Consider the following 25,980-nt stretch of genomic DNA (forward strand, 5'->3'; position numbering starts at 1 on the left):
CTCATTTCCGAATCGGAAATGTCATAGCTTGACCCCGTGAGCAACCGACCCCTTGCCTCTGCTGGTCGTGCCGTGCCCCTCCTTCGCGCCGGGCTGATCGCCGGCATCGTCGTCGCCGCCGCGATGTATCCGCTCGCCGCCGCCGCCGGCATCGGCGCGAAGGCCACCGCACACGCCGTGCAGCAGAAGACGAGCATCCTCAAGACCGCCCTGCCGGCCGAGACCTCGTACGTCTACGCGCCCGACGGCAGGACCGTGCTGACCATGTTCTACGAGGAGTACCGGCAGTACACCAAGATCGAGAACATGTCGCCGAACATCCAGCAGGCGATCGTCGCCGCCGAGGACAACCGCTTCTATCAGCACCACGGCGTCGACCCGAAGGGCGTGGCCCGCGCCTTCGTCTCCAACGCCCGCTCCGGCGGCGTCTCCCAGGGCGCCTCCACGCTCACCATGCAGTACGTCCGGATGGCCCTGCGGGACAGCGCGAGCACCCCGAAGGAGGTCCAGGAGGCCACCCAGCAGACCAGCCTGCGCAAGGTCAAGGAGATGCGCATGGCGCTGGACATCGAGAAGCACCTGACCAAGGACCAGATCCTGGAGCGCTACCTCAACTCGGCCTACTTCGGCCACCGGGCGTACGGGATCTACGCCGCCTCGCAGATCTTCTTCTCCAAGACCCCGGCCACGCTCACCCCGGTCGAGGCCGCCACGCTGGCCGGGCTGGTCAAGTCCCCCTCGGAGTACGACCCGATCACCTCCGACCAGAAGGACGCCACCGGCCGGCGCAACTACGTGCTGGACAACATGGCCCGCCTCGGCTACCTGTCACCGGACGCCGCCGCGGCGGCCAAGGCCCAGCCGATCACGCTCAAGCTGACCGACCCGCCGAACGACTGCGCCGCGATCGACGGCGCGCACCGGAGTTGGGGCTTCTACTGCGACTACCTGAAGAACTGGTGGAGCGCGCAGCCCGCGTTCGGCGAGAACCGCCTGGAACGGATGGACAAGCTGCGTCGCGGCGGCTACCGGATCGTGCTCGCGCTCGACCCGAGGACCCAGGCGTCGGCCGAGAAGAACGTGGGCGCCAAGGACAACACCGGCAGCCCGTTCGCCAACGGGATCGTGGTCGCCGAGCCCGGCACCGGGCGGATCAAGGCGATGGCGGTGAACCGGAACTACTCGCTGGACCTGGCCGAGAACCCGAACAGCTCGAATCCGGAGGCCGGCCCGAAGGTCAAGGCCAACTATCCGAACACGGTGGCGCCGCTGCTCGGCGGCGGGACGCTCCCCGGCTACCAGGCCGGCTCGACGTTCAAGATGTTCCCGATGCTCGCCGCGCTCAACGCCGGGATGCCGCTGTCGACCGCGTTCGACTCGCCGTACAAGTACCAGTCCGCGGTCTACGACGGATGGGCGCCGTCGAACGCCAGCGCCGCGATGACCGGCCGGCAGACCATGTGGTCCGGCTTCGGCAAGTCGGTGAACACCTACTTCGTCCAACTGGAGGAGAAGGTCGGCGCGGACGCCGGGGTGCGCCTGGCCGAGCAGTTGGGGCTGCGCTGGCGCACCGACGTGGACCGGGAGCAGGCGTCGCCGGGCAAGGCGAGGAAGTGGGGCGCGTTCACGCTCGGCGTCTCCGACGCCACCCCGCTGGAGATGGCGAACGCGTACGCGGCCGTCGCGGCCGACGGGCGCTACTGCGAGGCGATCCCGGTCAACGCGATCATGAACCGGGACGGCACGCCGGCCACCTGGTCCACCCCGGGCGGCGTGCAACGGGAGGTGGCCAAGCCCCGGTGCCGCCAGGTGGTGAGCGCCGACGCGGCCCGGGCCGCCACCGACGCCGCGCGCTGCCCGACCGGCGACACCCCGGCCAAGGGAACCTGCGGCGGCTGGTCGACGGCGGACAGCGTCCGGAAGACGGTCGGTCGGCCGGTCGCCGGCAAGACCGGCACCACGGACAGCACCCGGTCGGCGTGGTTCGTCGGCTACACGCCGGAGCTGGCCGCGGCGAGCTTCATCGCCGATCCGGACAATCCGTTCAACGCGGTGGGCGACGGCCAGTCCCAGGTCCCGGTGAACGCGGTGGCGCAGACGCTGCGCGACGCGCTGAAGGGCCAGCCCACCCGCCAGTTCACCCCACCCTCCGACCGGATCGTCGGCTGACCTCTCGGTCTGCCCGGGGGTGCGCCCGGGTCAGTTGATCAAGGAGTTTGCGTCCGGGACCACCTGATCCCCGACGCGAACTCCTTGATCGACTTCGCCGTCAGGGTCAGGCGGGGGCTGGGGCGGGGGTGGGGGCTGCGGCGGCGGTCGCCAGGCGGTGGGCGATGCCGGGCAGGGCGGCCCAGTGCGGCACGAGCTGTGAGGCGTGCACGCCGAGGCGCACGAAGCCCTCCGGGGTGCCACCGCCCCACTGCCACGCCGGCCGGTCACCGGCCCGCGGGGTGAGCACGGCGGCGTGCTGCTTGTGCCCGGTCACCGTGACCCCGGCCGGCGCCACCACGCTGTCGGTGACCGCGGTGGCCTCGCGGTAGCCGACCACCAGGCCGTCCCGGACCGTGCCGACCGCGTCGAGCACCCCGCACATCGGCTGGCCGTCCAACTCCCGGGCCAGCCAGAGCAGGCCGGCGCCCTCGGCGACCACCGGGCGGCCGGAGCGGGCCAGCTCGGCCACCGCGATGCAGAGCCGGCGGTTGGTGGAGAGCTGCTCCGCGTACGCCTCCGGAAGCCCGCCGCCGACGACGAGCGCGCGGGTCCCGGCGGGCAGCGCCTCGTCGCGCAGCGGGTCGAGCGTGACCACCTCGGCCCCGGCGGCGCGCAGCAGCTCGGCGGTCTCCGGGTGGCTGTAACTGCCGGCCGGGCCGCCGGCGAGCGCGACCACCGGCCGCTCGGCGGGCGCGGCCGACCCGTCCGCCGGCTCCGGCGACCAGGGCTCGACGGTCAGCGCCGGGGCCGATCGGGCCAGCGTCAGCAGCCGGTCCAGGTCGACCGTGGCGGCCACCGCCTCACCGAGGCGGCGCACCCCGCGCTCGGCCTCGGCGTCACCGCGCACCACGGGCGCCGTGCCGTGCCGGCGGGCCGGCAGCACCGGAGGCAGCTCGTGCCGGCGCAGCGCGCCGTAGACCGGCACCCCGACGTCGTCCAGCGCCTCGCGCAGCAGCGTCTCGTGTCGCGGCGAGGCCACCCGGTTGAGGATCACGCCGCCCAGCCAGAGCTGCTCGTCGTACGCCCGGAAGCCGTGCACGAGCGCGGCCACCGACTGGCCCATCGCGGCCACGTCCACCACCAGCACCACCGGGCTGCGCAGCGCGGTGGCGACGGCGGCGGTGGACTCGCTCTCCGGCCGGCCGGCGACCGAGTCGTAGAGCCCCATGGTGCCCTGGACCAGCGCGAACCCGGCGCCGGCCGCGCCGTGCGCGAAGAGCGGGGCGATCCGCTCCGGGCCGACCAGCCGGGGGTCGAGCGTGCGGCCGGGGCGGCCGGCGGCCAGCCCGAGGTATGCCGCGTCCACCTGGTCCGGGCCGACCTTGAACCCGGCCACCGCCAGCTCCCGGTCACCGAGGGCCGCGAGCAGGCCGAGGGAGAGGGCGCCGGTGCCGTGCCCCGAGGAGGGCGCGCTCAGCACGACGCGCGGCACGTCGGTCATCATCGACTCCTGGGTCCGGGGGTTTCCGCCCGCGTGACCATACCCGCCCGGTGCCGTGTACGCGGTCCGCCCGCCGTCGCTTTCCGCCCGGCCGCGGAAGTGTGCCCGCTCACACGGGTAGCCTTGGCAACCGTGTACCGGTTCCTGCTGACCCCGCGCTGGCTCGGCTACCTGGCGCTGACGCTTGTGGCCGCCGCCGTGATGGTGTTCCTCGGCAACTGGCAACTGGACCGCTACCACGGCCGGACGGCGATCAACGACCGGATCGACGCCGGCGCCACCATGACCCCCGCGCCGCTGCGTGACGCCCTGCCCGCGCCGGCCGGCGGCCCCGGCAGCGTGGGCCCCGCCCCGGCCGAGCGGCTCACCTGGAGCCGGGTCACCGCCACCGGCCGCTACGACAGCGCGAACGTCGTCCTGGTCCGCGGCCGGACCGTCGACAGCACGGTCGGCTTCGAGGTGCTGACCCCGCTGGTCCTGGCCGACGGCAGCGCGGTGCTGGTGGACCGCGGCTGGATCCCACCCGTCCCGGGCGGTGCCGCCACCGTCCAGCCCCCGGTGCCGGCGGCGCCCACCGGTGAGGTGACCGTCACCGGTCGGGTGGTGGGCAGCGAGAGCGGCGGCGGTGGCGTCGCCCGGCGGGACGGCAAGCTGGAGGCCCGGCGGATCGACATCGCCCGCCTGGCGAAGCAGTTGCCCTACCCGGTGACCGGCGGATACGTGCTGCTGGACGGGCAGACCCCGGCCGCCGACCCGGCCTTCCAGGCCGTGCCGATCGGGCACACCAACAACTGGCAGAACTTCGGCTACGTGTGGCAGTGGTGGATCTTCGCGGTGATGAGCCTGGTCGGCTACGGCTGGGTGGCGCGCCGGGAGGCCCGCCGCCGCGCCGGCCTGGACGGCCCGCGCGTACCGGTGGACCGCGCCGCCGAGCCGGCGGACCGGGCGGTTGAGCCGGCGGACCGGGCGGCTTCGCCGGCGGACCGCGCCGTCGAGCCGGTGGAGAGGCTCAGCCGGTGACCCGGCCGGCGTGGATCGCCCGGACCGCGTCGATGGTGTCCGCCTCGGCGGCGGTCTTGTCGTCCCGGTAGCGCACCACCCGGGCGAAGCGCAACGCCATCCCGCCCGGGTAGCGGCTGCTCGCCTGCACCCCGTCGAAGGCGATCTCGACCACCTGTTCCGGCCGCACCCGGACGACCCAGTCGCCCTTTTCCACGGCCAATGACAGGAACCGCTCGGTCTGCCAGCGCAACAGCTCGTCGGTCAGCCCCTTGAACGTCTTGCCGAGCATGACGAACTCGCCGGTGCCCGGGTCGCGGGCGCCCAGATGCAGGTTGGACAGCCAACCCTGACGCCGGCCGCTGCCCCACTCGACGGCGAGCACCACCAGGTCGAGCGTGTGCCGGGGCTTCACCTTGACCCAGGCCGAACCGCGCCGCCCCGCGTCGTAGGGCGCGGCCGGGTCCTTCACCACCACGCCCTCCTGGCCGGCGTCGACCGCGGCGGCGAACGCCGCGCCGGCCTGCGCCGCGTCGGCCACCTCCACCCGGCCGACGAGCAGCGCCGGGTCGACCGCGCGGGCCAGCGTCGCCCACCGCTCCCGCCCGGGCAGGTCGATCAGGTCGGCGCCGTCGAGGTGCAGCAGGTCGAAGAAGTACGGCGTGAGCACCGCCTCGCCGGCCCGCTCGGCGGCGGCGAGCACGGCGGGCGCCACCGGGCTGCGGCCGGTGGTGCTGGGCGTGGTGCGCCGCGCCGCGTGGCTCGACGTCTGCTGGAACGGCAACGGCCGGCCGGCGGCGTCCAGCCCGATCGCCTCACCGTCGAGCACCAACTCGCGGGCGGGCAGCGCGCGGACGGCGGCCACCACCTCGGGCAGCCGGCCGGTGATCTCGTCGAGACTGCGGGTGAAGATCGCGATGTCCGCCCCGGAGCGGTGCACCTGGATGCGGATGCCGTCGAGCTTGACGTCCACCACCGCCGGCGCGCCGGTGGCGGTGAGCGCCTCGTCGACCGTGGGCGCGCTCTGCGCCAGCATCGGCGCGAGCGGACGGCCCACCTGGAGCCCGAACCCGGCCAGCGCGGCGGCGCCGCCGGTGAGCGCCGCGCTGGCCACCGCCCGCAGGTCACCGGCGAGCAGCAGGGCCCGCCGGACGGCCGTGACCGGCACGTCGGCGGCCCGGGCCACCGCCTCGGCGAGCAGGCCCGCCTGGGCGCCCTGGCGCAACTCGCCGCGGAACAGGCCGGTCAGCAGGCGCTGCTCGTCGGCGGTCGCCGCGGCGAAGAGCCGGCCGACCAGTTCCCGCCGCCGGGCCTGCGAGCCGGCGCCGGCGACCCGGGAGATCTCCTCGATCGCCGCGTCGACCGCGCCCACGGTCAGGGTCGGCACGGCCGCCGGTGGGGGCAGGTCTCGCAGCCCCGCCCAGCCCACGCCGGTCTGCCGCTGGCGCAGCTCACCGGCGAGGTAGCCGGCCCCGGCCGGGATCTCGGTCGGGTCGAGGCCGCGCAGCGCGGCGGCCAGCAGCTCCACCTTGGCCCGCCGGCCGCCGGTGGCGCCGACCGCGGCCGAGGTGGCCGCCAACTCCGCGAAACGCACGCCCACATCCTGCCAGTCACCTGCGACAACCCGGGCGCTTCCGGCAACCCGCGCGGGTGACTGTGGATGGGATCGGGTCGAGATCCGACCGGTCCATGTGGCCCTTCTTGATACCCGCAATGCCCGGGAGACGTCGGTCGGCCGGACGCCAGTTCGGTGAAGTGGCGGTATCCGACTACCGGCGATGCCACCACGTCACCGAAATGGTGTCGATCACGGGCAGATGATCGCCGCGCACCCTTCCGCACACGAGGCCCGGCCGGCGAGCAGGCCACCGTGCGCCAGTTGTCCGTTTGGACGCCTGCGCGGCGTCCCGAAGGGACCAGGTGACTTGGTGCGACACAGCCCGTACTGGGGCCTTTCCCACCGAGGTCTCCGGCGGTCCCGGATGGTGGATGCTCGCTCTCTTGGTCCAGGAGCAGAGGTTATGGCAAAAGGCGAGGACGGCAGCTTGCACCGGCCGCCCGACCGACGGCCAGGCTCCCCGACCGGCGGCCAGGCTCCACGACCGGCGGCCAGGCTCCTCGACCGGCGGTCAGGCCGAGACCGGCTCCTCGACCCGCAGGCCGCGCCCACGCACCCCCTCTGCGACCCGGGTGAGCAGCGCGTCGAGCGTGACCAGCGTGGCCGAGAGCTCACCGAGCTGTTCCTTGAGCGTGGCCTCGGGCCACGCGGAGACGTCGACGTCCCCCAGAGCACGGACGGCGGCCTGGAGCCGCGCCATCTCGTCGTTCGTACGCATGTTCGAAAGGCTATAACACCCAGCCGGTCGACACACCGCAAACTCCGACATCCATCCCGAAGTTACGGTTCTGACACCTCACGTGTCGGTGTCGGACGTTAAGCGGGGCCCCCGCCTATGCAGAATCCGTTAAGAAGGGCCCCCGCCTCACCCCCCGACCCCCGCCTCCGCCACCTTGGCCAGCAGCAGCGCCTCGGCCAGGCAGACCCGGGCGAACTCGCCCAGGTGCAGGCTCTCGTTCGGCCCGTGCGCCCGCGCGTGCGGGTCCTCCACGCCGGTCACCAGGATCGCCGCCTGCGGGAACATCTCCTGGAACGTGGCGATGAACGGGATCGAGCCGCCCACCCCGATGTCGACCGGATCGGTGCCGTCCCACGCGGCCCGGAACGCCGCCCGCGCCGCGTCGAACATCGGCCCGCCGGCGTCGATCACGCAGGGCGCGCCGTCGTGCTCGAACGTCACCGTCACCTGCGCGCCCCACGGCGCGTTCCGCTCCAGGTGCGCGGTCAGCGCGGCGTACGCCTTCTTCGGGTCGTCGCCCGGCGCCAGCCGTACGCTGAGCTTCGCCTTCGCGGCCGGGACCAGCGCGTTCGGCGCCTCCCCGGTGGCGGGCGCGTCGATGCCGAGGATCGCCAGCGCCGGCTTGGTCCAGAGCCGGTCGGTGATCCGGCCGGTGCCGAACAGCCGTGCGCCGTCGACCAGGCCGACCTCGGCGCGGAACCGGTCCTCCGGGTAGTCGACGCTTGCGCCCTCCCGCCCGGCCAGCCCGTCCACCGCCACGTCACCGGCGTCGTCGTGCAGCGTGCCGAGCAGCTTCACCAGCGCGGTGAGCGCGTCCGGCACCGCGCCGCCGAACATGCCGCTGTGCACCGCGTGGTCGAGCGTGCGCACCTCCACGAAGCAGTTCACGATGCCGCGCAGCGAGGTGGTCAGCGCCGGGACCCCGACGTCCCAGTTGGTGGAGTCGGCGATCACGATGACGTCCGAGGTCAGGTCGTCGCGGTGCTCGGCGAGCAGCCGCTCCAGCGAGTCCGAGCCGTACTCCTCCTCGCCCTCGACGAACAGCACCACGCCGACCGGCAGCCGGTCGCCGTACGCCCGCAGCGCGGCCACGTGCGCCATGATGCCGGCCTTGTCGTCGGCCGCGCCCCGGCCGTAGAGGCGGCCGTCGCGCTCCACCGGCTCGAACGGGTCGGACTCCCACAGCGCCAGGTCGCCGACCGGCTGCACGTCGTGGTGGGCGTAGAGCAGCACGGTGGGCGCGCCGGCCGGGGCCGCCCTCGTCCCGATCACCGCCGGCTGGCCGCCGGAACGGACGATCCGGGTGTCCAGGCCGCAGCCGCGCAGCAGCTCCGCCACCGCTTCGGCGGAGCGCTCCACGTGTGAGTGGTCGAAGCCCTCGAAGGCGATGCCCGGGATGCGGACGAGTCGCTCCAGGTCGGCACGGACACCTGGTAGCTCGCGCGCGACGGCGGCCCGTACCTCGGACTCGGAGATGATCGGAGTGGTCATGAGCGGAATCGTATGCCGGCCTTACCCGGCCACATCGTCCGAGCCCGGCCGCCGCCCGGCCCGCACGTAGTAGCGGCCCGGATCGTGCGGCACGTCGGGAGCGCCGTCGACGACCAGGTCCACCGCGGCCCGCGTGCCGTCGGCGGCGAAGTGCGCCCGCTCCCCGGCGTGCCAGCGGCGCAGTTCGGGCAGCACCTGCGCGCCGTCGCGGGCCAGCGCCCGGGACAGCCGCAGCCCGGCCGGCGCGGTGACCAGCACGGCGAGCGTCAGCTCCGGGCGTACGGCGGCGCGCGCCGCGCTCACCCCCTCGACGATCAGCACCGGCGCGGCCGGCACCGGCACCACCCGGTCGCCGAAGCGGCGGCGGACCCAGCTGTACCGGCGGTAGCCGCCCGCCCGCCCGGCCCGCACCGGCCCGAGCACCCACTCCTCCAGGCGGTCCCAGAACGTGAGCTGGTCGTCCCAGCCGTCGAGCAGGTCGTCGGTGCGGACCAGCGGCGGTCGGCCGCCGCCCGGCACCGTCGCGAGCGCGTCCGCGAGGCGCGTCGCGAACACGCTCTTGCCCGCGCCGCTCGGCCCGTCGACCGCCACCAGTCGGGTACGCCCCAACCGCGCCGGCCCGGCCAGCACCCGGCGGGCCAACCCGGTGTACGCCTCGACCACCGCCACGTTCACCCGACCGACGTTAACGTTCCCCCGTCCGGGAGATCCTGCGACCCGGCCGGGCCGTTTCGCCGGGCGGTGTGGCGGTGCCGCGGGCATGATCTGGGGGTGCTCCATGACGTGATGTGTCCGGGCGTCGACGCCCTTCTGGAACAGGCCCGCGCCGGTCTCCGCCGGCTCACTCCACACGAGACGGTCGAGGCGGTACGCGGCGGCGCGCTGCTTGTCGACACGCGCACCGAGACGCAGCGTCGCGAGGAGGGTGAGCTGCCCGGCGCGATCGTCATCGACCGCACGGTGCTGGAGTGGCGGCTCGACCCGGCGAGCGCGTGGCGCATCCCGGAGGCGACCGGGTACGACCGGGAGATCGTGGTGGTGTGCCGGCAGGGCTACAGCTCCAGCCTGGCCGCCGCCAGCCTCCAGACGCTCGGCCTGCGCCACGCCACCGACATGATCGGCGGTGTGCAGGGGTGGCGGGAGGCGGGGCTGCCGATGTCCGACCGCCCGGCCGACGTGCGGCCCTGACCCCTCAGCCGGGTGCGCCGGGCGGCACGAACGGCAGGCCCGGTGGCGGGCCGGACTCGATCAGCCGCCACAGCGCGTCGGTGTCGAGGTGTTCCTCCACCAGGTCGCCGAGCAGGTCGAGCGTCCGCTCCCGGGCCGCCGCGAACGACGTGTCCGGCGCGACCTTGAAACCGGTCCGCCCGGCCACCCGGGCGACCTCGGTGAGGAACCGCCGACGGAACGCGTCGGACTCGAAGGCGCCGTGCCAGTGCGTCCCGCACACCGCGCCGAGCCGGGCGCCCTCGCCGGTGCCGTCGGCATACCGCAGCAGCGGCGGCAGGCCGGGGCCGGCGGCGGAGACCCGACCGTGGTGGATCTCGTACCCGTGCACCGGCACGTCCGCGTCGCCGGCCGCCGTGCCCTCGGCCCGGCGGACCGTCTTGCGCCTGTCGAACGTGACCTCGACGGGCAGCAGCCCGAGGCCGGGGACGCTACCCCGGCGGCTCTCCACCGGGTCGTGGATCGCCCGACCGAGCATCTGGAACCCGCCGCAGATGCCGAGCAGCGGACGACCGGCGGCGGCGTGCGTCCGCACCGCGTCGGCCAGCCCGGTCTCCCGCAGCCAGGCCAAGTCGGCGACGGTCGACTTGGAACCGGGAAGCACCACCAGGTCGGCGGCGGCCAGTTCGGCCGGCTCGACGGTCAGCCGTACCCGCACACCGGGCTCGGTGGCCAGCGCCTCGACGTCGGTGGCGTTGCTGATCCGGGGCAGCCGGACCACCGCCACGTCGAGCCAGTCGGTGCCGCGCGGCGCCGCCGGTCGACCGAGCACCCGCCCGTACGCGAGTGAGTCCTCCGCGTCCAGCCACAGGTCCAGCGCCCAGGGCAGCACCCCGTACGTGGGGCGGCCGGTGACCTGACGCAGCATGTCCAGCCCGGGCCGCAGCAGCCCGAGGTCACCGCGGAACTTGTTGATCACGAACCCGGCGACGAGCGCCTGGTCGGCCGCGTCGAGCAGCGCCACGGTGCCGAACATCGAGGCGAACACGCCGCCCCGGTCGATGTCACCGACCACGATCGCGGGCAGCCCCGCCTGCCGGGCCAGCCCCAGGTTCACGTAGTCGCCGGCCCGCAGGTTGATCTCCGCCGGGCTGCCCGCGCCCTCGCAGATCACCACGTCGTACTCGGCGCGCAGCTCGGCCAGCACCGCGTACGCGGTGGCGGCCAGCCGGGGCCGCAGCGCGTGGTAGTTGCCGGCGGTGACCGTGTCGACCGCCTCGCCGAGCAGCACCACCTGGCTGGCGAGGTCGCTGCCGGGCTTGAGCAGCACCGGGTTGAACCGCAGGTCCGGGGCGAGTCCGGCAGCGGCGGCCTGCATGGCCTGCGCCCGGCCCAGCTCGCCGCCCCGGCCGTCCGGGCCGACCACCACCGCGGAGTTGTTCGACATGTTCTGCGCCTTGAACGGGGCGACCCGGACGCCCCGGCGGCGCAGCCAGCGGCAGATGCCGGCGGTGAGCACGCTCTTGCCGGCGTCCGAGGTGGTGCCGGCGACAAGCAGCCCGCCGCTCACCGCCCGCTCCCCCGGCGCTCCGGCCGCCATCGCAGCGCGGCGCGGGCGGTGGCGCCGGCCAGCCGGCCCACGGTCACCGGGTAGAGCGCGGCCAGGCCGAGCGCGGCCAAGCCGACCGCGCCGGAGATCCGCGCCGCCCGCGTCAGGTGCCGCGCCTCCGGCCGGGGCCCGTCACCGAGGTACGGCCGCGTCTCGGACCGGCCGAAGTAGACGTTGCGCCCGCCCAGCCGCACGCCGAGCGCGCCGGCCATCGCCGCCTCGCACTGCCCGGCGTTCGGGCTCGGGTGGTCGGCCCGGTCCCGCCGCCACACGTGCCAGGCCGCGGCCCGGTCTCCGTGCGCCACCGGCGCGACGGCCACGGTGAGCAGCCCGGTCAGCCGGGACGGCACCAGGTTCAGCAGGTCGTCCAGCCGGGCGGCCGGGGTGCCGAAACGCGCGTACCGGGGTGAGCGGTGCCCGACCATGGCGTCGAGCGTGTTCGCCGCCCGGTAGCCGAGCAGGCCCGGAAGGCCGGCGACCGCTCCCCAGACCAGCGGCGCGACCACCGCGTCGGAGGTGTTCTCGGCGACCGACTCGACGGTGGCCCGGGCCAACTCGGGTTCGTCGAGCGCGGACGGGTCCCGCCCGCAGAGGTGACCGAGGCGCGCCCGAGCGGCGGGCAGGTCGGCCCGGCGCAGCGCCCGCCCCATCACCCGGGACTCGTGCCGCAGCGTCCGCCCGCCCAGCACGGTCCAGGTGCCGGCGGCCACCAGCACGACCCGGGCCACCGGATGACGCCGGGTGGCACGCGCGGCGGCGGCACCGAGCAGCACCGGCACGCCGACCGCGAGCGCGGTGAACGCGGCGCCCGCCGCCCGGTCGGGCCGGTAGATCCGCTGCTCCAGGGCACCCGCCGCGCGCCCGAAACCGGCCACCGGATGCCACCGGCGTGGGTCGCCGAGCAGCACGTCGAGCGCGTAGCCCGCCACCAGCCCGGTCGCGTTCGCCATGGCGGTCGCCTGCCGCACCCGTCACCACCTCCGGCCGGCCAGCCTAGCCGTACCGGTGGTTCACGGCGGTCCGTCCGCGCCGCGGCGAAACCGGTCGAGCCACGCCAGGAAGCGCCTCGCCGACGAAGAGCCGAGCTGACGACAGCCCCGATCACCCGGCCGCCGACCCCGCCGCGGCGGCGCGGCGGCGCGGCGGCAAGATCCACTCCACTGCGCCGAGGCGGCGGGGTCGAGGCCGCGCTGATGCCACCATTTCCCCGAGGTGGAGTGGATCTCGAACGGTCGCGGGTGCGGCCGAGCAGGCCCGCCCGTTGTCGTTGCCACGGCCGCCTGGCTGCCCACACCGGCTAACGTTCACGGAGGAACGCCTAGCATTGATCATCGGGTACACGGCGTTCGTGGAGGGGGTCCGATGCGGCAGGCGCAGCGGCTGAAGAGTGTCCGGTACGACATCCGCGGCCCGGTGCTGCGCCGAGCGCAGGAGCTGGAGGCGGCCGGGCACCGGATCCTCAAGCTCAACCTGGGCAACCCGGCGCCGTGGGGGCTGGCCACGCCGGAACCGATCGTCGCCGACGTCGTGCAGAACATCGTGGCCGCGCAGGGGTACAGCGACGCGCGAGGCATCTATTCCGCCCGCGTCGCGGTGGCCCAGCACTACCAGACTCTCGGGGTGCCCGACGTGCAGCCGGACGACGTGCTGCTCGGCAACGGGGTCTCCGAGTTGATCGTGATGGTGCTCCAGGCGCTGCTGGACACGGGCGACGAGGTGCTGGTGCCGAGCCCGGACTACCCGCTCTGGACCGGCGCGGTAAACCTGTGCAGCGGTCGCGCCGTGCACTACCGGTGTGACGAGAGCGCGGACTGGGCGCCGGACCTGGAACACATGGCGTCGCGGATCACCGACCGCACCCGCGCGCTCGTGGTGATCAACCCGAACAACCCGACCGGCGCGGTCTACTCCCGTGAGGTGCTGCTCGGCATGATCGAGCTGGCCCGCAAGCACGATCTGCTGATCTTCGCCGACGAGATCTACGACAAGATCGTGTACGACGGCGCGACGCACCACACGCTCGCCGCCCTCGCGCCGGACGTGCCGGTGGTCAGCATGGGTGGCCTGTCCAAGGTCTACCGGGCCGCGGGCTTCCGCTCCGGCTGGCTCGCCACCAGCGGCTTCAGCGGCGGCGACTCGGACTACCTGGACGGGCTGCAACTGCTCGCCAACATGCGCGTCTGCCCGAACGTGCCCGCCCAGCACGCCATCCAGACCGCGCTCGGCGGCTACCAGAGCATCGAGGAGCTGACCCGCGCCGGAGGCCGCCTGATCGAGCAGCGCGACCATGCCTGGCAGTCCCTCGTCGACATCCCCGGCGTCGACTGCGTGAAACCGGCCGGCGCCCTCTACCTCTTCGCCCGCCTCGACCCCGAGGTCCACAAGATCCACGACGACGAGCGCCTGGTGATCGACCTCCTGGAGCAGCAGCACCTCCTGATCTCCCACGGCACCGGCTTCAACCTCGACACCCCGGACCACCTCCGCATGGTCTTCCTGGCCGCCACGGACGTCCTCGACGACGCCGTCTCCCGGCTCCGCACCTTCCTCTCCACCTACCACCAGTAGCGCCGGACGGAGGCACCCGTCGTACGTGCGGGGTGGCGGCGTCGGCGTCGCCACCCCGCACCCCCGTCGCACCGTCCGGACGCTCAGGCCGGCACCGGGGTACGCCGTCGGCCGCGACGACCCGAGGCGGCCCGGCCGCCGACCGGCCTCTCGTCGCCCGGGTCCGCTCCGGTCGACCCCGCACCGGCACGCCCCTCGACGACGGGCGGCTTCACCTCGGCCAGCTCGTCGTCCTCGGTGCCGCCCAACTCGTCCCCCTCCTCGCCGCCCAACTCGTCCCCCTCCTCGCCGCCCAACTCGTCCCCCTCGTCGGCACCCGTACCGCCGAGCTGGACGCCCCCGTCGCCGGGCCGGTCGTCGAACGGGTCGAGTTCGACCGTCCGGCCGAGCGAACCGGCGAGGCCGACCCGAGCCGGCTCGAACTCCGGCGGCGGGAAGTCGTCGTCGAACGGACGGTCGTCGAGCGTGGCCGGCGCCTCCTCGTCGGGCACCGCCTCGGTGATCTCGCCGTGCACCCGCTGCTCCGCCTCGGCGTCCTCAACCGTGCTGGTGGTCGCGCGCGGCTGGTTACGCAGGAAACGGGAACGCCCCCGGGACAGGTCGTGCCCGACCGCGATCGCCTCCAGCTCGTAGATCGTGCGGTGGTTGCCGGCCTCGTCGGTCCAGTCGCGGGTGTAGAGCCGGCCGGCGACGATCACCGGGTCACCCACGGCCACCGAGGCGGCCACTCCCTCGGCCAGGCGTCGCCAGCAGTTGACGCGTACCCGAAGGCTGTTGCCGTCCACCCAGCGCCCGCTGTCGCGGTCGAGGCGGCGCGCGGTCGAGGCGACCTTGAAGTTGGCCACGAGCGTCCCGCTCTGGTTGGTCCGGCGCCACTCCGGCGCGGTCAGCACGTTGCCGACGATCGTGGGACATCACGGACTACGAGCACGGCCCGTAGTCGATGTTCCCGATGCCCCACAGTCGTGGCCGATGCCGGACACCTACCAGCGGAATACGACCGTCACCCGCTCGGCCTCCGGCTGCCGCCACCGCTGCGCCGGCCGCACCAGCACCCGCTCCACCACCGACCGCAACGCCTTGCCCCGGTCCGCGTGCGTCGCCTCCGGCAGGTGCCACAGCGCGAGCAGCGCGTCGACGGCGCCGGCGGCGACCTCCGGGTCCGGTGACGGATCGTCATCACCGAGCCGGGCCAGTTCCACCGCAGCGGTCCGCTCCGCCTCCCGCAGCTCGGCCATCGCCTCCCGGTAGACCTCATCGGGCAGCGGCGTCAGCGCGTTGTTCCGGGCGAGGCGGACCATCGCCGCTCGGGCCTGCTTCAGCTCCCGCTCCAGGGTGACCCGGTCGGCGCGGGCGGCGGTGACTCGGGCGAGCCGGGCGGCCTGGGCGACGTGGTCGGTGCGCAGTTCGGCCGCCCAACCGGCGATCTGGTCGAGGACCTCGGCCTCCACGGCGGCCAGGCGGGGCCGGCCCACGCCGGGGCAGGTGCCGCCCTTGACGTCGCCGCAGCCCTCTCCGCAGACGAGCCGTTCGCCCTGCCGTTGGAGCTTGTGCCCGTTCGGGCATTCGGCGAGGCCGACCAGCGACCAGGTGGGTGCGAGGTGCCGGGGTGGGGTGCCGGCCTCGGCGGCGAGCCGCCGCTGTACTCGGTCCCACGTCTGCTCGTCGACGAGCGGCGGGTGGAGGCCGGGCAGGACTTGGTCGCCGGCGACGACCTTCCCGAGGTAGACGGGGCTGCGGAGCAGCTTCTTGACGTTGGCGGTGTGCATCGGCCGGCCGCGCACGGCGGCCAGGTAGCTGGTGATCTCGCCGATCGGGTCGCCGGCGGCGTACCGGCGGAACACCTCGGCGACCGCCGGGCCGAGCACCGGGTCGGGCACCATCTGCTTGTCGACCCGGGTGTAGCCGAGCGGCCGGCCGTGGTGCCGCCCGCTCTCCGCCCGCGCCGCGATCGCCCCGGACCAACTGCGGCCGATCTCCTTCGCGCGCATCTGCGCGATCGCCAGCAGGTTGGTCAGCATCCACTCGCCGGACGGTGTCGACGTGTCGATGCGTTCGCTGGCGGAGATGATCGTGACCCCGAACTGGGACAGCTCCCGGAGCACGAGCAGGGACTCCAGGACGTCCCGCCCGAATCGGCTGACGTCGTACACCGCGACGGCGTCGATCTGCCGGGAGCGGGCGAGCGCGCGGACGCGCTCGATCCCGTCGCGGTTGAAGTGGGTGCCGGACACGTCGATGTCGTCGATGACGGCGACCTCGTGCATGCCGGTGGTGGCGCGGCGCATGGCTGCGGCTTGGACGTCTGGTGAGTGGAAGTCGTCGCCGTCGCGGCCCATGAGCGCGGAGACGCGGCGGTAGAGCACGACCCGGCTCGGCTGGTCGGGTACCGCGGCGAGGGGTGTCCGGCGGCGGGGCATCAGCTTGCGGCGCGGCCGTTGTCGCCCTGCTCCTGCCGGTCGGCCAGCTCGGCGAGGTGCCGCAACGCGCCCCGGATTACGGCCCGCTCCGCGTCGCTGGTGCTCGGGTCGGCGAGGCGCCGCTGGATGATCCGCAGGTCGGCGTCGAGCTGGTCGCCGCCGGCCGCGGCGCCGCCGGCCGCGGCCAGGGCGTGGCCTTCGTCGTCGCCGAGGGCCTGGGCGATCATCTTGACGCTGGCGACGGTGACGCCGTCGCCCTTCATCCAGCCGAAGATGGTGGCCCGGTTGACGCCGGCTTCGCGGGCGAGCCGGGCGACGCTCCAGCCGGGCCGCTTCGTCATGCGGCGCAGGTATGCGGCCCAGTCTTCGGGTTGCGTGGAGGCGTCGCCCATGCCCCGACGGTAGGCGGTGGACCACCTACAGCGGTAACTCTCGGGGCGTTGCTCTTTGGCTACGCCTGGGCGGTGGCGTGAGCGTCGCTTTTCCTTGACGGCTGAGCTGTGAATCACTCGCTGCGGCATCGTGTGACCTCCCCAGGTGCGTTGCCTACGGGCAACCATAAGGGATTCACGGTGGTCGTAGCTACTCATCCGTTCGGCCGAAACCGACGCCGGATGGCGTCATTGCTTGCGTCGCCTTTTGGCAACGGTTAACGTGGCGAACATGGAACCGACGCCAAATCCCGACGCACCGTCGCCGAAGGCCGACGTCGTCCGGCTGCGGGTGGAGGTCTACGACGCCCTCGCCGACGCGAAGGGCCTCAAGACCCGGGAGCAGCAGGCGGCACGGCACGGCATCAACAAGACCCACATGTCGCTGATCTACAACGGCCACAAGGGCGCCGGGCTGGCGCTCGCGCTGCGGATGGCGCAGGACCTTGGGACCACGGTGGAGGCGCTGTTCGGACGGAGGGCGTCGTGAGCGCCCGCGTCGCGCCGATCGACCCGACGTCGCCGGGCGGGCTGGCCGCCGCCGAGTCGCTGGGCCAGGCGCTCGGCGAGATCTACGCGGGGATCGCCGCCCGGCGGGCGGCGTCCCGAGTGACGGGGCCGCGTCCGCCGGCGGGGCCGGTGACGCCGCCGCCGCCGGCTGGTCCGGCGACGCCGAGCAAGCAGGCCGCGTGAGCCGCGGGTGGCCGGCCGTGACGTAGGGCTCCGGCCGGCCACCCAGGAAGCAAGACGCGGGCCGCCTGGCAAGAGGCGACCCGCGAGACCACCGACCAACCCGCGAAAGGAACAGGTCGATGACCGAGAAGCAGGGTACCAACCGCCGCCCGATCGAGGACTTGACGGCCGGCGACCACATCAGCGACAGCCAGGGTGTCCACGAGGTCGTGCACGTGCTCGGCATGCAGGACGGCGGGCAGCGGGAGATCACGCTGACGCTGCGCCCGGTCGGTCCCGGCAAGCCGTGGCTCATGCGCCACACCGAAGGCTCCGCCGTGGCGATCGCCACCCAGGAGGAAGTCCGGGAGTACGCGGACCTCGGCCGGCGGCGGGCGCTCGCGGATGCGCTGCACACGCTGGCCGACGGCATCGTGGAGCAGCGGCTGCCGCTGCCGAGGTACTGGATCGGCTTCCGGGCGGTCCTCGACTCCCGGGCCGACGTCGACCGGTGGGCCGCGTACCTCGGTGTCGAGACGAAGGTGGGCGACACCAACCGCACACCCTCCGCCAGCGCGGACCGGCCTGTGGCGGACGGGCTGACGCTGGACATCCACATGCAGGGCCCGGCCGAGCCGGAGCCCGAGCAGGAGTGGCTGTTCACCTTCGGCCCGGACCACGGGCACGACGGCCGGTTCGTGCGGATCACCGGCACCCACGACTCCGCCCGCGCCCGCATGGTCGAGGTGTTCGGCACCGCATGGTGCGACCAGTACACGTGGCAGTCGTTCGACGCGGCTGGTCTGCCGTCCCGACTGACCGAGCTGACCGGGTCGGAGTGGCTGTCCGACGCGCTCACGGCCGAGGCGTGACCGGCATGCGTCCCCTCGACGAGTCCGCCCGCGCCTGGGTCGACCTCCAGCTCCTCCTGATGCGCCGCCACGCCACCAAGGCGTCCGAGGCCAGCGCCGAGTGGAACCGGATCAACGACGAGCTGATGGCCAAGTTCCGGTCCGAGCGGAAGACCGACCAGCAGATCGCCGCGCTCAAGGCCCCGAACCTGGCGCTCAACGACGCCTACAGCGCGTACGCCTTCCACGCGGGCAAGGCCCAGCTCCACGCGGCCGTGCTCCAGGCCGAGCTGGCCGCCCGGACGCTCCTCGACGCCGACGACGACCCGACCGGGCTGCGGTACTCCCGCGACGACGGGCCGCCGGCCGCGCCGGTGCCGCCGGGTGTCGACGGCCTGTCCATCACCGGTCGCCCTCCGCGGCCCACGAACGCCCCGGCCGGGTACCCCGAGACGCGCACTCGTCGTTCGTCCCGGCCGGGGCCTGACCTGCCGTCCACCCCCGCCCCGGGCGGTGTCCGGTGATCGCGTCGATCTGGGCCGGGCTGGCCGAGTCGGCCGGTGAGGTCGCCGGCCTCGCCCTGACCGTGGTCGTCGTCGCCGTGGTCGCGGTGATCGGCCGGCGGCAGGAGGTGGCCCGGGCGGCTGCCCGCCGCCGGCCGGCCCGGCCCGAGCCGGCTCCGCTGGACGTGGCCGAGTGCGGCACGGCGGTGGACCCGTGGCCGGACGCGGACGACGCGGATGAGGCGTCGCTGCGGGACCTCGTTGCGGTGTGGGCAGGTGCCCAGTGATCGCGCTCGCTGGCGTGCTGATTCTCGCCGGCCTGGCCGTCCTCGGCTGGCTGGTGTGGCTGTTCGCCACCGCCCCGACGTTCCCCGACCCCGATGAGCAGTTGGTCGCCGCCGCGCTCACCCCCGATGCCGCGCTTTTCACCGAGGACGAGCAGCGCGCGATCGCTGCGGCTCACTCGCTCGACGTCAGCGACGCCGAGTTGGCCGCCGACGTCGAGCGGTTCCTCACCGAGATGTTCCCCGAGATCCGACCTGTCACCCCAGAGGACTCCTGATGCAGATCATCGACATGAACGCGGCCCTGGCCGGCCTCGGCGCGATCGCCCTCGGCCTGGGCGGGCTGCTCCTCGTCGGCCGGGACCGAGCCGCCGACCAGCACGACGTGTCCGACTACCACGCCCCCGAGCCGGTCGCCGTGAAGCTGACCGTCGACGCGGGCCCGTTCGTCGACGCGGTCCGTCGGGACTGGCCGCTACTCGACGTCGACACCCAGCCCGACCCGCTGACGCTGGTGGTGCCCGTGGACTGCGGGGTGACGCCGCCGCTGGCCCGGCAGGCGCTGATCGACTGGGCGGTGCCGACGCTGTCCGACGCGGCGGTGCGGGGGATCGCGGACGAGTGGCTGCGGGAGATCGCGTACGAGCAGCGCGCCAAGGCCGGTGCCCGATGAGCGAGTTCATCACCATCCACACCTACGAGCCGGACGGCAAGCGGTGGTGGATCGTCCGCCGCGCCGACGTTGCCGTGTCGCTGACCGCCGTCGTGGTGCCCGACGACATGCCGCCGCTGTTCTCCACCGTCCAGGACGCCAACCTCGACCGGCTGATGCCGGACTCGATCACGCTGCACTACCCGGGTGGTTCCGAGGACGGCTGCCCGACGTTCGAGGGCGGCTGCGACGGCACGGGCGGCGTGCGGCGCGGCGCGTACGAGCTGCTGCACGCCTGGGCTCAGGCGGGCCACGACGACTCGGTGATCTGCCGGCGGCTGACCGAGATCCTCAACGGCGAGCAGGCCCTGGCGGTGACCCGATGACGGCCCGGACGCAGGAGCAGATCCTGGCCCGCTTCAAGGCCATCACCGACGGCGGCACCGACTGGATGGGCTTCCGCCGCGACGTGCTGCTGTCCGCGATGGACGTGGAGACGCTGTGCAAGGCGGTGCCCGACGGCAACATCGACGTTGACCGGTGGGTGCCGATCGACCCGGAGCACGAGGCCCGCGAGTACCTGACGTTCGCCATCGGCAAGGCGGTCGACCACCGAGGCATCTCCGCCAGCCGGTCGGTGGACAAGCTCCGAGAGTACGCATGGCTGCTCGGCCGCGACGACATCGTCCAGGCGATGGAGGACGCCGAGTACGAGCAGTACGGGGTGCCGAAGCTGAAGGCGTTCGCCGTCGGTCTGGGCTGGCCCTGGCCGGCTGACGGCGACGGGTGGCAGGAGAAGGCGCTCGCGCGGATGGCCGAGGGCATGCCGTGCTCCGAGGACTGCTACGACGGGTGCGGCCAATGACCGCGGCCCAGCTCGCCCCGGTGGCCGCCGACACCACGTCGGCGGCCCCCCGCCCCTACCGCGCCTGGACCCCCGCCGCCGAGCACTACCTCCTCGCCCTGGTCGCCGAAGGCCACACCGCCGCGCAAATCGCCCGCCGGCTCGGCACCAGCCTCCGCGCCGTCGCCGCCCAGAAAGAACGGATCTTCCGCCGAATCGGCGCGGTCAACGCCCCGCACGCGGTGGCGATCGCGATCCGGACCCGGCTGATCCCGGCGACTGACCGGCCGACCGAGGCGTTCGCGCTCGTCGGCCCGGAGCGGGAGGTGATCGTGCGATGGCCGCGCCGCTGACCGCCGCCGACGAGCAGACCGCACCGGCCGACCGGCCGGTCCACGTCGTGTGCTGCGACCCGAACGAGGCGCTCTGCGGCACCAACGTCAGCGCCCTGCTCGGTGTGCCCGACGACGTCGAGCCGACCTGCGTGCTGTGCGCGCTCGCGTACGCCAACGGCCTGCCGTGCGCCAACCCGGAGTGCCCCGAGTGACCGACCAGCCGTTCGTCGTCGAGCGCCCCGGGATCTACCTCGGGGTGCTCGACGCCGACTACCACCGCGACCCCGTCCCCGGCGGGTCGCTGTCGTCCACCGGCGCCCGGAAGCTCCTGCCCCCGTCCTGCCCGGCGCTGTTCCGGCACTGGCTCGACAACGGCCAGGGCACGAAGCCCGTCTTCGAGCACGGCAAGGCCGCACACCAGCGGGTCCTCGGCGTCGGCCCCGACCTGGTGCTGGTCGACCGCGACCGGTGGGACACCAAGGAGGTCAAGGCGCGGGTCGCCGCGATCCGGGAGGCCGGCGGCGTGCCGCTCAAGCGCGCCGACATGGAACAGGTCGACGCGATGGCCGCGAAGATCCGCGAGCACCCGCTCGCCGGCCGGCTCCTCGACCCCGACCGCGGGCAGGCCGAGGTGTCCCTGTTCTGGCAGGACCCGGAGACGCGGGTCCGCTGCCGGGCCCGCCTCGACTGGGCGCCCGACCCGGGCGCCGGCCGGCCGCTGCTCGTCGACTACAAGACCTGCGACTCGGCCGAGCCCGAGAAGTTGGAGAAGGCCGTCAACCAGTACGGCTACCACGTCCAGCGCGGCCACTACCTGCCCGGCGCGAAAGCGACCGGGCTGGTCGGGGAGGACGCCGAGCTGCTGTTCGTCTTCCAGGAGAAGCGCCCGCCGTACCTGGTGACCGTGGTCGAGCTGCACCCGGTCGCAAAGCGGATCGGGGAGCACCTGGCCCGGGAGGCGCGGCACCTCTACCGCGAGTGCACGACGTCCGGCCGGTGGCCCGGCTACGCCGATGACGTCGTGCTCCTCAGCCTGCCCGGCTACGTCGAGAACCGATACCAGGAGTTGATGTGAGCACCAGCCAGCGCGCCGTCGAGCGCATCCACCCGGCCGCCGCGATCACACCGGCGGCCACCCAGACCACGGCCGTCGAGCAGGCCCGCGCCGTCGCCGAGGTCGCCGCCGCCGTGCAGGTCGCCCAGCAGAACCCCCGCGACATGGGCCGGGCGTGGGCCGAGATGCAGGCCGCGTGCGGCCGGCTCGGCCTCGCGTCCCGGGCGTTCTACTCCGTGCGCAACCGGGGCAACGGCCCGTCCGTGCACCTCGCCCGGGAGCTGGCCCGGATCTGGGGCAACGTCGACTACGGGGTGCACGAGCTGCACCGCGATGACGTGCGGGGCATGTCGGAGATCCGCGCGTACGCCTGGGACCAGCAGACCAACGTCCGCTCGTCGCGGACCTTCCAGGTGCCGCACCAGCGGATGGCCGGCGGCGAGCGCAAGCCGCTCACCGACCTCCAGGACGTCTACCTGAACAACCAGAACATCGGCGCCCGGGCGGTCCGGGAAGCGATCTTCACCGTGCTGCCCGCCGACTTCGTCGCGGAGGCGCAGGACCGGTGTCGGCAGACGGTGGAGCGGGGCGACGGGAAGCCGCTGGTCGACCGGATCACCGACATGGCCGCCGGTTTCAAGGCGTCGTTCGGCGTGACCGTGGCGCAGATCGAGACGCGGCTCGGCCGGAAGAAGGGCCAGTGGACGGCGGCGGACGTCGCGGAGCTGGGCGTGGTCTTCCAGTCGCTGAAGCGCGGGGAGACGCTGGTCGGTGACGAGTTCCCGGCGCAGGTGACCGGCGAGGAGATCGCCGCCCAGGCCGCGGTGTCCCGGCCGGCGCCGGCGGTCGAGCCGACGGTGCCGCCGGCGGACCAGTCGGCGTGGGACGACGTCCAGGTCGCGCAGCCCGGGAGCCAGTCGTGACCGATCTCGACGACTGGTACGACGACGAGCCGGACCCGGCCCGCGAGGAGCCCTACTGCCCGCCGTGCGGCGACGCCGGCTTCATCGGCCGTCGGCACTGCGCGGACTGCAACCCGACCGTGGTCCAGCACCTGTGGTGGCTGTTCACCTGGCGGATCCGGTCGCGCTTCTACGCGGTGGTCGACCGGCTGCGTGGTCGGCGGTATGACAGCGAGGCACCGTTCTGATGACCGCGCTGCGCGCCGTATCCATCGACCTTGCCCTGCGGAAGACCGGCCTGAGCTGGACTCACAATCACCGCGGTGAGCCCGGTGTCGGCACCGACACCGTCATCTGCGAGACCACCACCGGCCATCCCCGGATCCAGAAGATTCTCACCAGCGTCGCCGCGGCGGTCGGCTGCCGGCCGCACATCGTGGCCATCGAGTCCATGTACGCCGGGGCGGGGAAGGGCGGCACGCCGCTGCGTCTCGCCGAGGTCCACGGGGTGGTCACGCACTGGCTGTTCAGCCGCGGCATCCGCTACGTGTACGTCGAGCCGCAGCAGATCAAGATCTACGCGACCGGCAACGGCAATGCCGACAAGACCGATGTGCAGGCGGCGGTGACCGCCGAGTACGGGCATCTCGCGCACGTTGCCGACGAGCACCAGGCGGATTCGCTGGCCCTGCTCGGCCTGACCGCGCACGCCTACGGGGCGCCGCTGACCACCGTGCTGAACCCGAAGCGCACCCGGGCGGTCACCTCGATCACCTGGCCGGCCCTCGGGGAGCTGTCGTGACGGCCCCGATTCCGCCGCATGTGACGGCCTCGGTGGATCAGGCCCGCGCGGAGCTGGCCGAGGCGGAGGCCGAGGCGGAGCCTGTCGACGAGCCCGAGCCTGAGCCGGAGCCCGTGGTGGTGGCCGACCCGGCCGCTCAGGCCGAGCACGCCGAGCAGGTCGCCGCCGTCGACGAGCAGCTCGCCCAGCCGGGTCCGGACGACGCGCTGGCCGAGCAGATCGAGGAGACGCAGCAGGTCGCCACCGAGCTGGCCCAGGAGCGCACCGAGACGCAGCGGCTCACCGAAGAGCTGGCCACCATGACCGAGGCCGCCGCCGACCACCGCCGCACCGCTGGGGTCGCGCTGTCGGAGCGGAACCGGGCGGTGGAGCGCGTCGCCGAGCTGGAGCGGCAGGTCGAGGCGCTCACCGCCGAGCGCGACGAGGAGCGCGAGCGGGCTCGGGACGCCGGCCACGCGGCCAAGGCCGCCCGGGAGGCCGTCCTCGATCTGCGGCGTGCGCTCGCCGAGCAGGAGCAGCACTCCGCCCGCGAGCTGGGTGCCCGGTCTGCTGAGATCGCGCAGCTCCGCGCCGAGCTGGACCGGGCCACCGCCGCCCGGCGGCGCGTCCAGCGGAGGTACGACGACGCGGTCCGGACCGGCCTGGCCTCCGCGCTGCGGGTGGTGTGGCGCTACAACGCCGAGCAGTGCGAGGAGTGCGGGTTCCGGACCACGGTGCCCGGCATGAACCACCCCCACCCGATGCGGCCGGTGACGGTGCTGGTCGTCGAGCGGGACACGGCCGGAGCGTCCGCCCCGGTCACTGAACCGAGCAAGGAGAAGTAGCAGGTGGCAGTGAAGTTGAGCGCCCAGCTCACCGGCGAGAACCGGGAGCTGAACGGGCTGAACCTGATCGAGCAGACGCTGATCGACCAGCCGCGCGGCGAGCGGTACGCGGTGGTGCGGTACGCGGTGAAGCGGGTGTCTGACGAGATCGACGAGGGCGTGCACGTGGCCACGGCGAAGATCGTGCACATCGAGCCGGTGGACGGTGCGGTGGCGGATCGGGTGCGGGACATCCTCGCGGAGCGGTACAAGGACCGGACGGGCAAGTCGCTGGACGGGGATCCGACGCTGTTCGACAGCGTGGTGCCGGGTGGTGAGCAGGACGACGAGCAGGACGACGGCGAGCGGGAGGTGCCGGAGGCGTCGGCCGAGGAGCTGATGGCCGAGCGGGACGAACGGAAGGCGGCCGGCCTGCCGGCGTTCTCCGACGGCGGTGAGCCGGCGTGAGCAAGGTCGAGATCACCGCCCAGCCCGGTGGCCGCTCCACCATCGTGGTCGACGGAGCCGACATCTCTGCCGGCGTCGGCGCGTACGTGCTCTACGACTCCGCGCGCGAGGGCACCCCGACCCTGGAGATCACCGTGCCGGTCGTCGAGGCAACCACGCTGGCCGGCGAGGCGCAGGTCATCATCAGCGACGGCGCGGCGGAGACGCTCGTCGCGCTCGGCTGGGTGCCGCCGACCGACGCGCAGCCGATGCGCGAGGCCCTCGACCGGGTTGGGTTCGAGGTCGGCCTGTGGCAGGCGGGCGTGTACGCCGGCGAGCGGGCCCCGACGCCGGCCGACTTCGCCCGCAACGTCGTTCAGGCGTTCGGGCGGAAGCCGCCGGCGGTGGAGCTGCCGCAGCACCGGGCGTTCCTGGCTGGCCGAGGCGGTGCGGCATGAGCCTCACCACCGTCTACATCAGCATCGGCAACAGCGACGACCGGCTGACGCAGAAGGAATGGGCGGCGTTCGCGCTCCGCACCCACCTCGCCGTGGACGCGTACGCGCGGGAGATCCACGGCTCGTGGTACTCCGGGCCGGCTACGGAGTACCAGAACGCCTGCTGGTGTGCGCAGATCCCAGAGCGCCGCATCGACGGCCTCAAGGACCGGCTGCGCGAGCTGGCCCGGGATTTCCGCCAGGACTCGATCGCGTGGGCGGTCGCGCCGGACACCGAGTTCCTCGGGGCACCGTCGTGACCGCCGCGCTGACCGTCCGGGACCTCCAGGACCGCGTGGCGCGCGGCGTCGTGTGGCTGGACGCCAAGATCCCGAACTGGTGGCGGGCCGACCGACCTGACCACGGCGAGAACGGCGGCCCGATCCACGTCGACGCCCTGGTCATGTCGCACAACTGCTACTGCGTCCTCGGCCAGCTCCTCGGCAACTACTACCGCGCCGAGATCTCCATCGAGCAGGCCGTCGAGTTCGGGTTCGACAGCTCGGTCGGGTCGCTGGCCCGGGACGTGAGCGAGGTCGACGAGGCGATGGCCGACGAGTTCGACGCGCTCCGCGAGCTGTGGATCCGAGTTCTGGAAGAGCGGCGCGCTGGCGTTAGTACCCCCTGACCGACCGCCCCG

At 73.7% G+C, this 25,980-nt stretch carries 34 protein-coding genes; 24 read left to right on the forward strand and 10 right to left on the reverse strand.

Translation table 11 applies throughout. The features are described from left to right. The first annotated feature begins 36 nt into the window (after positions 1-36). Positions 37-2,169: a transglycosylase domain-containing protein gene (locus O7619_RS27005; RefSeq protein WP_282284192.1), complete on the forward strand. Its 2,133-nt coding sequence runs from the start codon at positions 37-39 to the stop codon at positions 2,167-2,169. Between the two features lie 106 nt (positions 2,170-2,275). Here O7619_RS27005 and O7619_RS27010 read toward each other — a convergent pair whose 3' ends face one another. Beyond that, on the reverse strand, positions 2,276-3,652 hold the full coding sequence (locus O7619_RS27010; protein WP_282284194.1) for a cobyrinate a,c-diamide synthase: 1,377 nt from the start codon (positions 3,650-3,652) through the stop codon (positions 2,276-2,278). A 132-nt stretch (positions 3,653-3,784) separates the two neighbouring features. On the opposite strand from O7619_RS27010, the gene O7619_RS27015 reads away from it, so the two are divergent. Then, a complete protein-coding gene (locus tag O7619_RS27015) occupies positions 3,785-4,672 on the forward strand; it encodes an SURF1 family protein (RefSeq protein ID WP_282284195.1) in 888 nt (295 codons plus the stop codon). On the opposite strand, the gene O7619_RS27020 is transcribed toward O7619_RS27015, so the two are convergent. The 4 genes from O7619_RS27020 to O7619_RS27035 all read right to left on the reverse strand — a co-directional run bounded on the left by O7619_RS27020 (position 4,662) and on the right by O7619_RS27035 (position 9,174). Then, the gene (locus O7619_RS27020) at positions 4,662-6,245 is read right to left on the reverse strand and encodes an ATP-dependent DNA ligase (RefSeq protein ID WP_282284197.1); all 1,584 of its coding nucleotides are present in this window, start codon (positions 6,243-6,245) and stop codon (positions 4,662-4,664) included. The two genes, O7619_RS27015 and O7619_RS27020, sit on opposite strands and share 11 nt — an antisense overlap. Positions 6,246-6,780: 535 nt before the next feature. Further along, positions 6,781-6,987 (reverse strand): hypothetical protein, encoded by a 207-nt coding sequence (locus tag O7619_RS27025; protein WP_091069481.1) that lies wholly within the window; start codon positions 6,985-6,987, stop codon positions 6,781-6,783. A gap of 147 nt (positions 6,988-7,134) precedes the next feature. Continuing rightward, positions 7,135-8,499: a dipeptidase gene (locus tag O7619_RS27030; RefSeq protein WP_282284199.1), complete on the reverse strand. Its 1,365-nt coding sequence runs from the start codon at positions 8,497-8,499 to the stop codon at positions 7,135-7,137. Between the two features lie 21 nt (positions 8,500-8,520). Further along, a complete protein-coding gene (locus tag O7619_RS27035) occupies positions 8,521-9,174 on the reverse strand; it encodes a hypothetical protein (protein WP_282284200.1) in 654 nt (217 codons plus the stop codon). 111 nt (positions 9,175-9,285) lie between these two features. Here O7619_RS27035 and O7619_RS27040 point away from each other — a divergent pair, with 111 nt between their 5' ends. Next, on the forward strand, positions 9,286-9,687 hold the full coding sequence (locus O7619_RS27040) for a rhodanese-like domain-containing protein (RefSeq protein ID WP_282288963.1): 402 nt from the start codon (positions 9,286-9,288) through the stop codon (positions 9,685-9,687). Between the two features lie 4 nt (positions 9,688-9,691). On the opposite strand, the gene O7619_RS27045 is transcribed toward O7619_RS27040, so the two are convergent. Both O7619_RS27045 and O7619_RS27050 read right to left on the reverse strand, forming a co-directional pair. Then, the gene (locus O7619_RS27045) at positions 9,692-11,236 is read right to left on the reverse strand and encodes a cobyric acid synthase (RefSeq protein WP_282284201.1); all 1,545 of its coding nucleotides are present in this window, start codon (positions 11,234-11,236) and stop codon (positions 9,692-9,694) included. After that, complete coding sequence (locus O7619_RS27050) at positions 11,233-12,225, reverse strand: cobalamin biosynthesis protein (protein WP_282288964.1); 993 nt, start codon at positions 12,223-12,225, stop codon at positions 11,233-11,235. The genes O7619_RS27045 and O7619_RS27050 overlap by 4 nt, the downstream gene beginning before the upstream one ends. Positions 12,226-12,637: 412 nt before the next feature. Here O7619_RS27050 and O7619_RS27055 point away from each other — a divergent pair, with 412 nt between their 5' ends. After that, a complete protein-coding gene (locus tag O7619_RS27055) occupies positions 12,638-13,843 on the forward strand; it encodes a pyridoxal phosphate-dependent aminotransferase (RefSeq protein WP_282284204.1) in 1,206 nt (401 codons plus the stop codon). 83 nt (positions 13,844-13,926) lie between these two features. On the opposite strand, the gene ssb is transcribed toward O7619_RS27055, so the two are convergent. The 3 genes from ssb to O7619_RS27070 all read right to left on the reverse strand — a co-directional run bounded on the left by ssb (position 13,927) and on the right by O7619_RS27070 (position 16,655). Beyond that, positions 13,927-14,748: a single-stranded DNA-binding protein gene (ssb, locus tag O7619_RS27060; RefSeq protein ID WP_282288965.1), complete on the reverse strand. Its 822-nt coding sequence runs from the start codon at positions 14,746-14,748 to the stop codon at positions 13,927-13,929. 78 nt (positions 14,749-14,826) lie between these two features. Further along, positions 14,827-16,263, reverse strand: coding sequence for a recombinase family protein (locus O7619_RS27065; protein ID WP_282284205.1), 1,437 nt, complete (start codon positions 16,261-16,263; stop codon positions 14,827-14,829). Then, positions 16,263-16,655, reverse strand: a complete 393-nt coding sequence (locus O7619_RS27070; RefSeq protein WP_282284206.1) for a hypothetical protein — start codon at positions 16,653-16,655, stop codon at positions 16,263-16,265. Before O7619_RS27070 ends, O7619_RS27065 begins: the two co-directional genes overlap by 1 nt. Before the next feature lie 271 nt (positions 16,656-16,926). Here O7619_RS27070 and O7619_RS27075 point away from each other — a divergent pair, with 271 nt between their 5' ends. The 20 genes from O7619_RS27075 (at position 16,927) to O7619_RS27170 (ending at position 25,968) form a co-directional block, all read left to right on the forward strand. Then, on the forward strand, positions 16,927-17,184 hold the full coding sequence (locus O7619_RS27075) for a hypothetical protein (RefSeq protein ID WP_282284207.1): 258 nt from the start codon (positions 16,927-16,929) through the stop codon (positions 17,182-17,184). Beyond that, a complete protein-coding gene (locus tag O7619_RS27080; RefSeq protein ID WP_282284208.1) occupies positions 17,181-17,387 on the forward strand; it encodes a hypothetical protein in 207 nt (68 codons plus the stop codon). The genes O7619_RS27075 and O7619_RS27080 overlap by 4 nt, the downstream gene beginning before the upstream one ends. A 119-nt stretch (positions 17,388-17,506) precedes the next feature. After that, positions 17,507-18,238 carry a hypothetical protein gene (locus O7619_RS27085; RefSeq protein ID WP_282284209.1) on the forward strand — a complete coding sequence of 244 codons (732 nt, stop codon included), beginning with the start codon at positions 17,507-17,509 and terminating at the stop codon, positions 18,236-18,238. Further along, positions 18,235-18,741, forward strand: a complete 507-nt coding sequence (locus tag O7619_RS27090) for a hypothetical protein (protein ID WP_282284210.1) — start codon at positions 18,235-18,237, stop codon at positions 18,739-18,741. Before O7619_RS27085 ends, O7619_RS27090 begins: the two co-directional genes overlap by 4 nt. Beyond that, positions 18,738-19,007 (forward strand): hypothetical protein, encoded by a 270-nt coding sequence (locus tag O7619_RS27095; protein WP_282284212.1) that lies wholly within the window; start codon positions 18,738-18,740, stop codon positions 19,005-19,007. The genes O7619_RS27090 and O7619_RS27095 overlap by 4 nt, the downstream gene beginning before the upstream one ends. Continuing rightward, the gene (locus O7619_RS27100; protein WP_282284214.1) at positions 19,004-19,282 is read left to right on the forward strand and encodes a hypothetical protein; all 279 of its coding nucleotides are present in this window, start codon (positions 19,004-19,006) and stop codon (positions 19,280-19,282) included. Before O7619_RS27095 ends, O7619_RS27100 begins: the two co-directional genes overlap by 4 nt. Continuing rightward, positions 19,282-19,677: a hypothetical protein gene (locus O7619_RS27105; protein WP_282284215.1), complete on the forward strand. Its 396-nt coding sequence runs from the start codon at positions 19,282-19,284 to the stop codon at positions 19,675-19,677. The genes O7619_RS27100 and O7619_RS27105 overlap by 1 nt, the downstream gene beginning before the upstream one ends. After that, entirely contained in the window at positions 19,674-20,042 is a 369-nt protein-coding gene (locus O7619_RS27110; protein ID WP_282284216.1) for a hypothetical protein, read from the forward strand. Before O7619_RS27105 ends, O7619_RS27110 begins: the two co-directional genes overlap by 4 nt. Beyond that, the gene (locus O7619_RS27115; RefSeq protein WP_282284217.1) at positions 20,039-20,521 is read left to right on the forward strand and encodes a hypothetical protein; all 483 of its coding nucleotides are present in this window, start codon (positions 20,039-20,041) and stop codon (positions 20,519-20,521) included. Before O7619_RS27110 ends, O7619_RS27115 begins: the two co-directional genes overlap by 4 nt. After that, on the forward strand, positions 20,518-20,853 hold the full coding sequence (locus O7619_RS27120) for a helix-turn-helix transcriptional regulator (RefSeq protein ID WP_282284218.1): 336 nt from the start codon (positions 20,518-20,520) through the stop codon (positions 20,851-20,853). The genes O7619_RS27115 and O7619_RS27120 overlap by 4 nt, the downstream gene beginning before the upstream one ends. Continuing rightward, a complete protein-coding gene (locus O7619_RS27125) occupies positions 20,838-21,047 on the forward strand; it encodes a hypothetical protein (protein ID WP_282284219.1) in 210 nt (69 codons plus the stop codon). Before O7619_RS27120 ends, O7619_RS27125 begins: the two co-directional genes overlap by 16 nt. After that, entirely contained in the window at positions 21,044-21,910 is an 867-nt protein-coding gene (locus O7619_RS27130; protein WP_282284220.1) for a PD-(D/E)XK nuclease-like domain-containing protein, read from the forward strand. Before O7619_RS27125 ends, O7619_RS27130 begins: the two co-directional genes overlap by 4 nt. Further along, complete coding sequence (locus O7619_RS27135; RefSeq protein WP_282284222.1) at positions 21,907-22,812, forward strand: hypothetical protein; 906 nt, start codon at positions 21,907-21,909, stop codon at positions 22,810-22,812. Before O7619_RS27130 ends, O7619_RS27135 begins: the two co-directional genes overlap by 4 nt. Continuing rightward, a complete protein-coding gene (locus tag O7619_RS27140; RefSeq protein WP_282284223.1) occupies positions 22,809-23,039 on the forward strand; it encodes a hypothetical protein in 231 nt (76 codons plus the stop codon). The genes O7619_RS27135 and O7619_RS27140 overlap by 4 nt, the downstream gene beginning before the upstream one ends. Next, positions 23,039-23,593: a crossover junction endodeoxyribonuclease RuvC gene (locus O7619_RS27145; protein WP_282284224.1), complete on the forward strand. Its 555-nt coding sequence runs from the start codon at positions 23,039-23,041 to the stop codon at positions 23,591-23,593. The genes O7619_RS27140 and O7619_RS27145 overlap by 1 nt, the downstream gene beginning before the upstream one ends. Continuing rightward, a complete protein-coding gene (locus tag O7619_RS27150; protein ID WP_282284226.1) occupies positions 23,590-24,417 on the forward strand; it encodes a hypothetical protein in 828 nt (275 codons plus the stop codon). Before O7619_RS27145 ends, O7619_RS27150 begins: the two co-directional genes overlap by 4 nt. A 3-nt stretch (positions 24,418-24,420) precedes the next feature. Beyond that, positions 24,421-24,864: a hypothetical protein gene (locus tag O7619_RS27155; RefSeq protein WP_282284228.1), complete on the forward strand. Its 444-nt coding sequence runs from the start codon at positions 24,421-24,423 to the stop codon at positions 24,862-24,864. Then, positions 24,861-25,301 carry a hypothetical protein gene (locus tag O7619_RS27160; RefSeq protein WP_282284230.1) on the forward strand — a complete coding sequence of 147 codons (441 nt, stop codon included), beginning with the start codon at positions 24,861-24,863 and terminating at the stop codon, positions 25,299-25,301. The genes O7619_RS27155 and O7619_RS27160 overlap by 4 nt, the downstream gene beginning before the upstream one ends. After that, positions 25,298-25,600: a hypothetical protein gene (locus O7619_RS27165; RefSeq protein ID WP_282284231.1), complete on the forward strand. Its 303-nt coding sequence runs from the start codon at positions 25,298-25,300 to the stop codon at positions 25,598-25,600. The genes O7619_RS27160 and O7619_RS27165 overlap by 4 nt, the downstream gene beginning before the upstream one ends. Then, positions 25,597-25,968 carry a hypothetical protein gene (locus O7619_RS27170; RefSeq protein ID WP_282284232.1) on the forward strand — a complete coding sequence of 124 codons (372 nt, stop codon included), beginning with the start codon at positions 25,597-25,599 and terminating at the stop codon, positions 25,966-25,968. The genes O7619_RS27165 and O7619_RS27170 overlap by 4 nt, the downstream gene beginning before the upstream one ends. Positions 25,969-25,980 lie beyond the last annotated feature (12 nt).

The sequence above is a fragment of the Micromonospora sp. WMMD998 genome (assembly GCF_029581235.1).
GTDB lineage: Bacteria > Actinomycetota > Actinomycetes > Mycobacteriales > Micromonosporaceae > Micromonospora.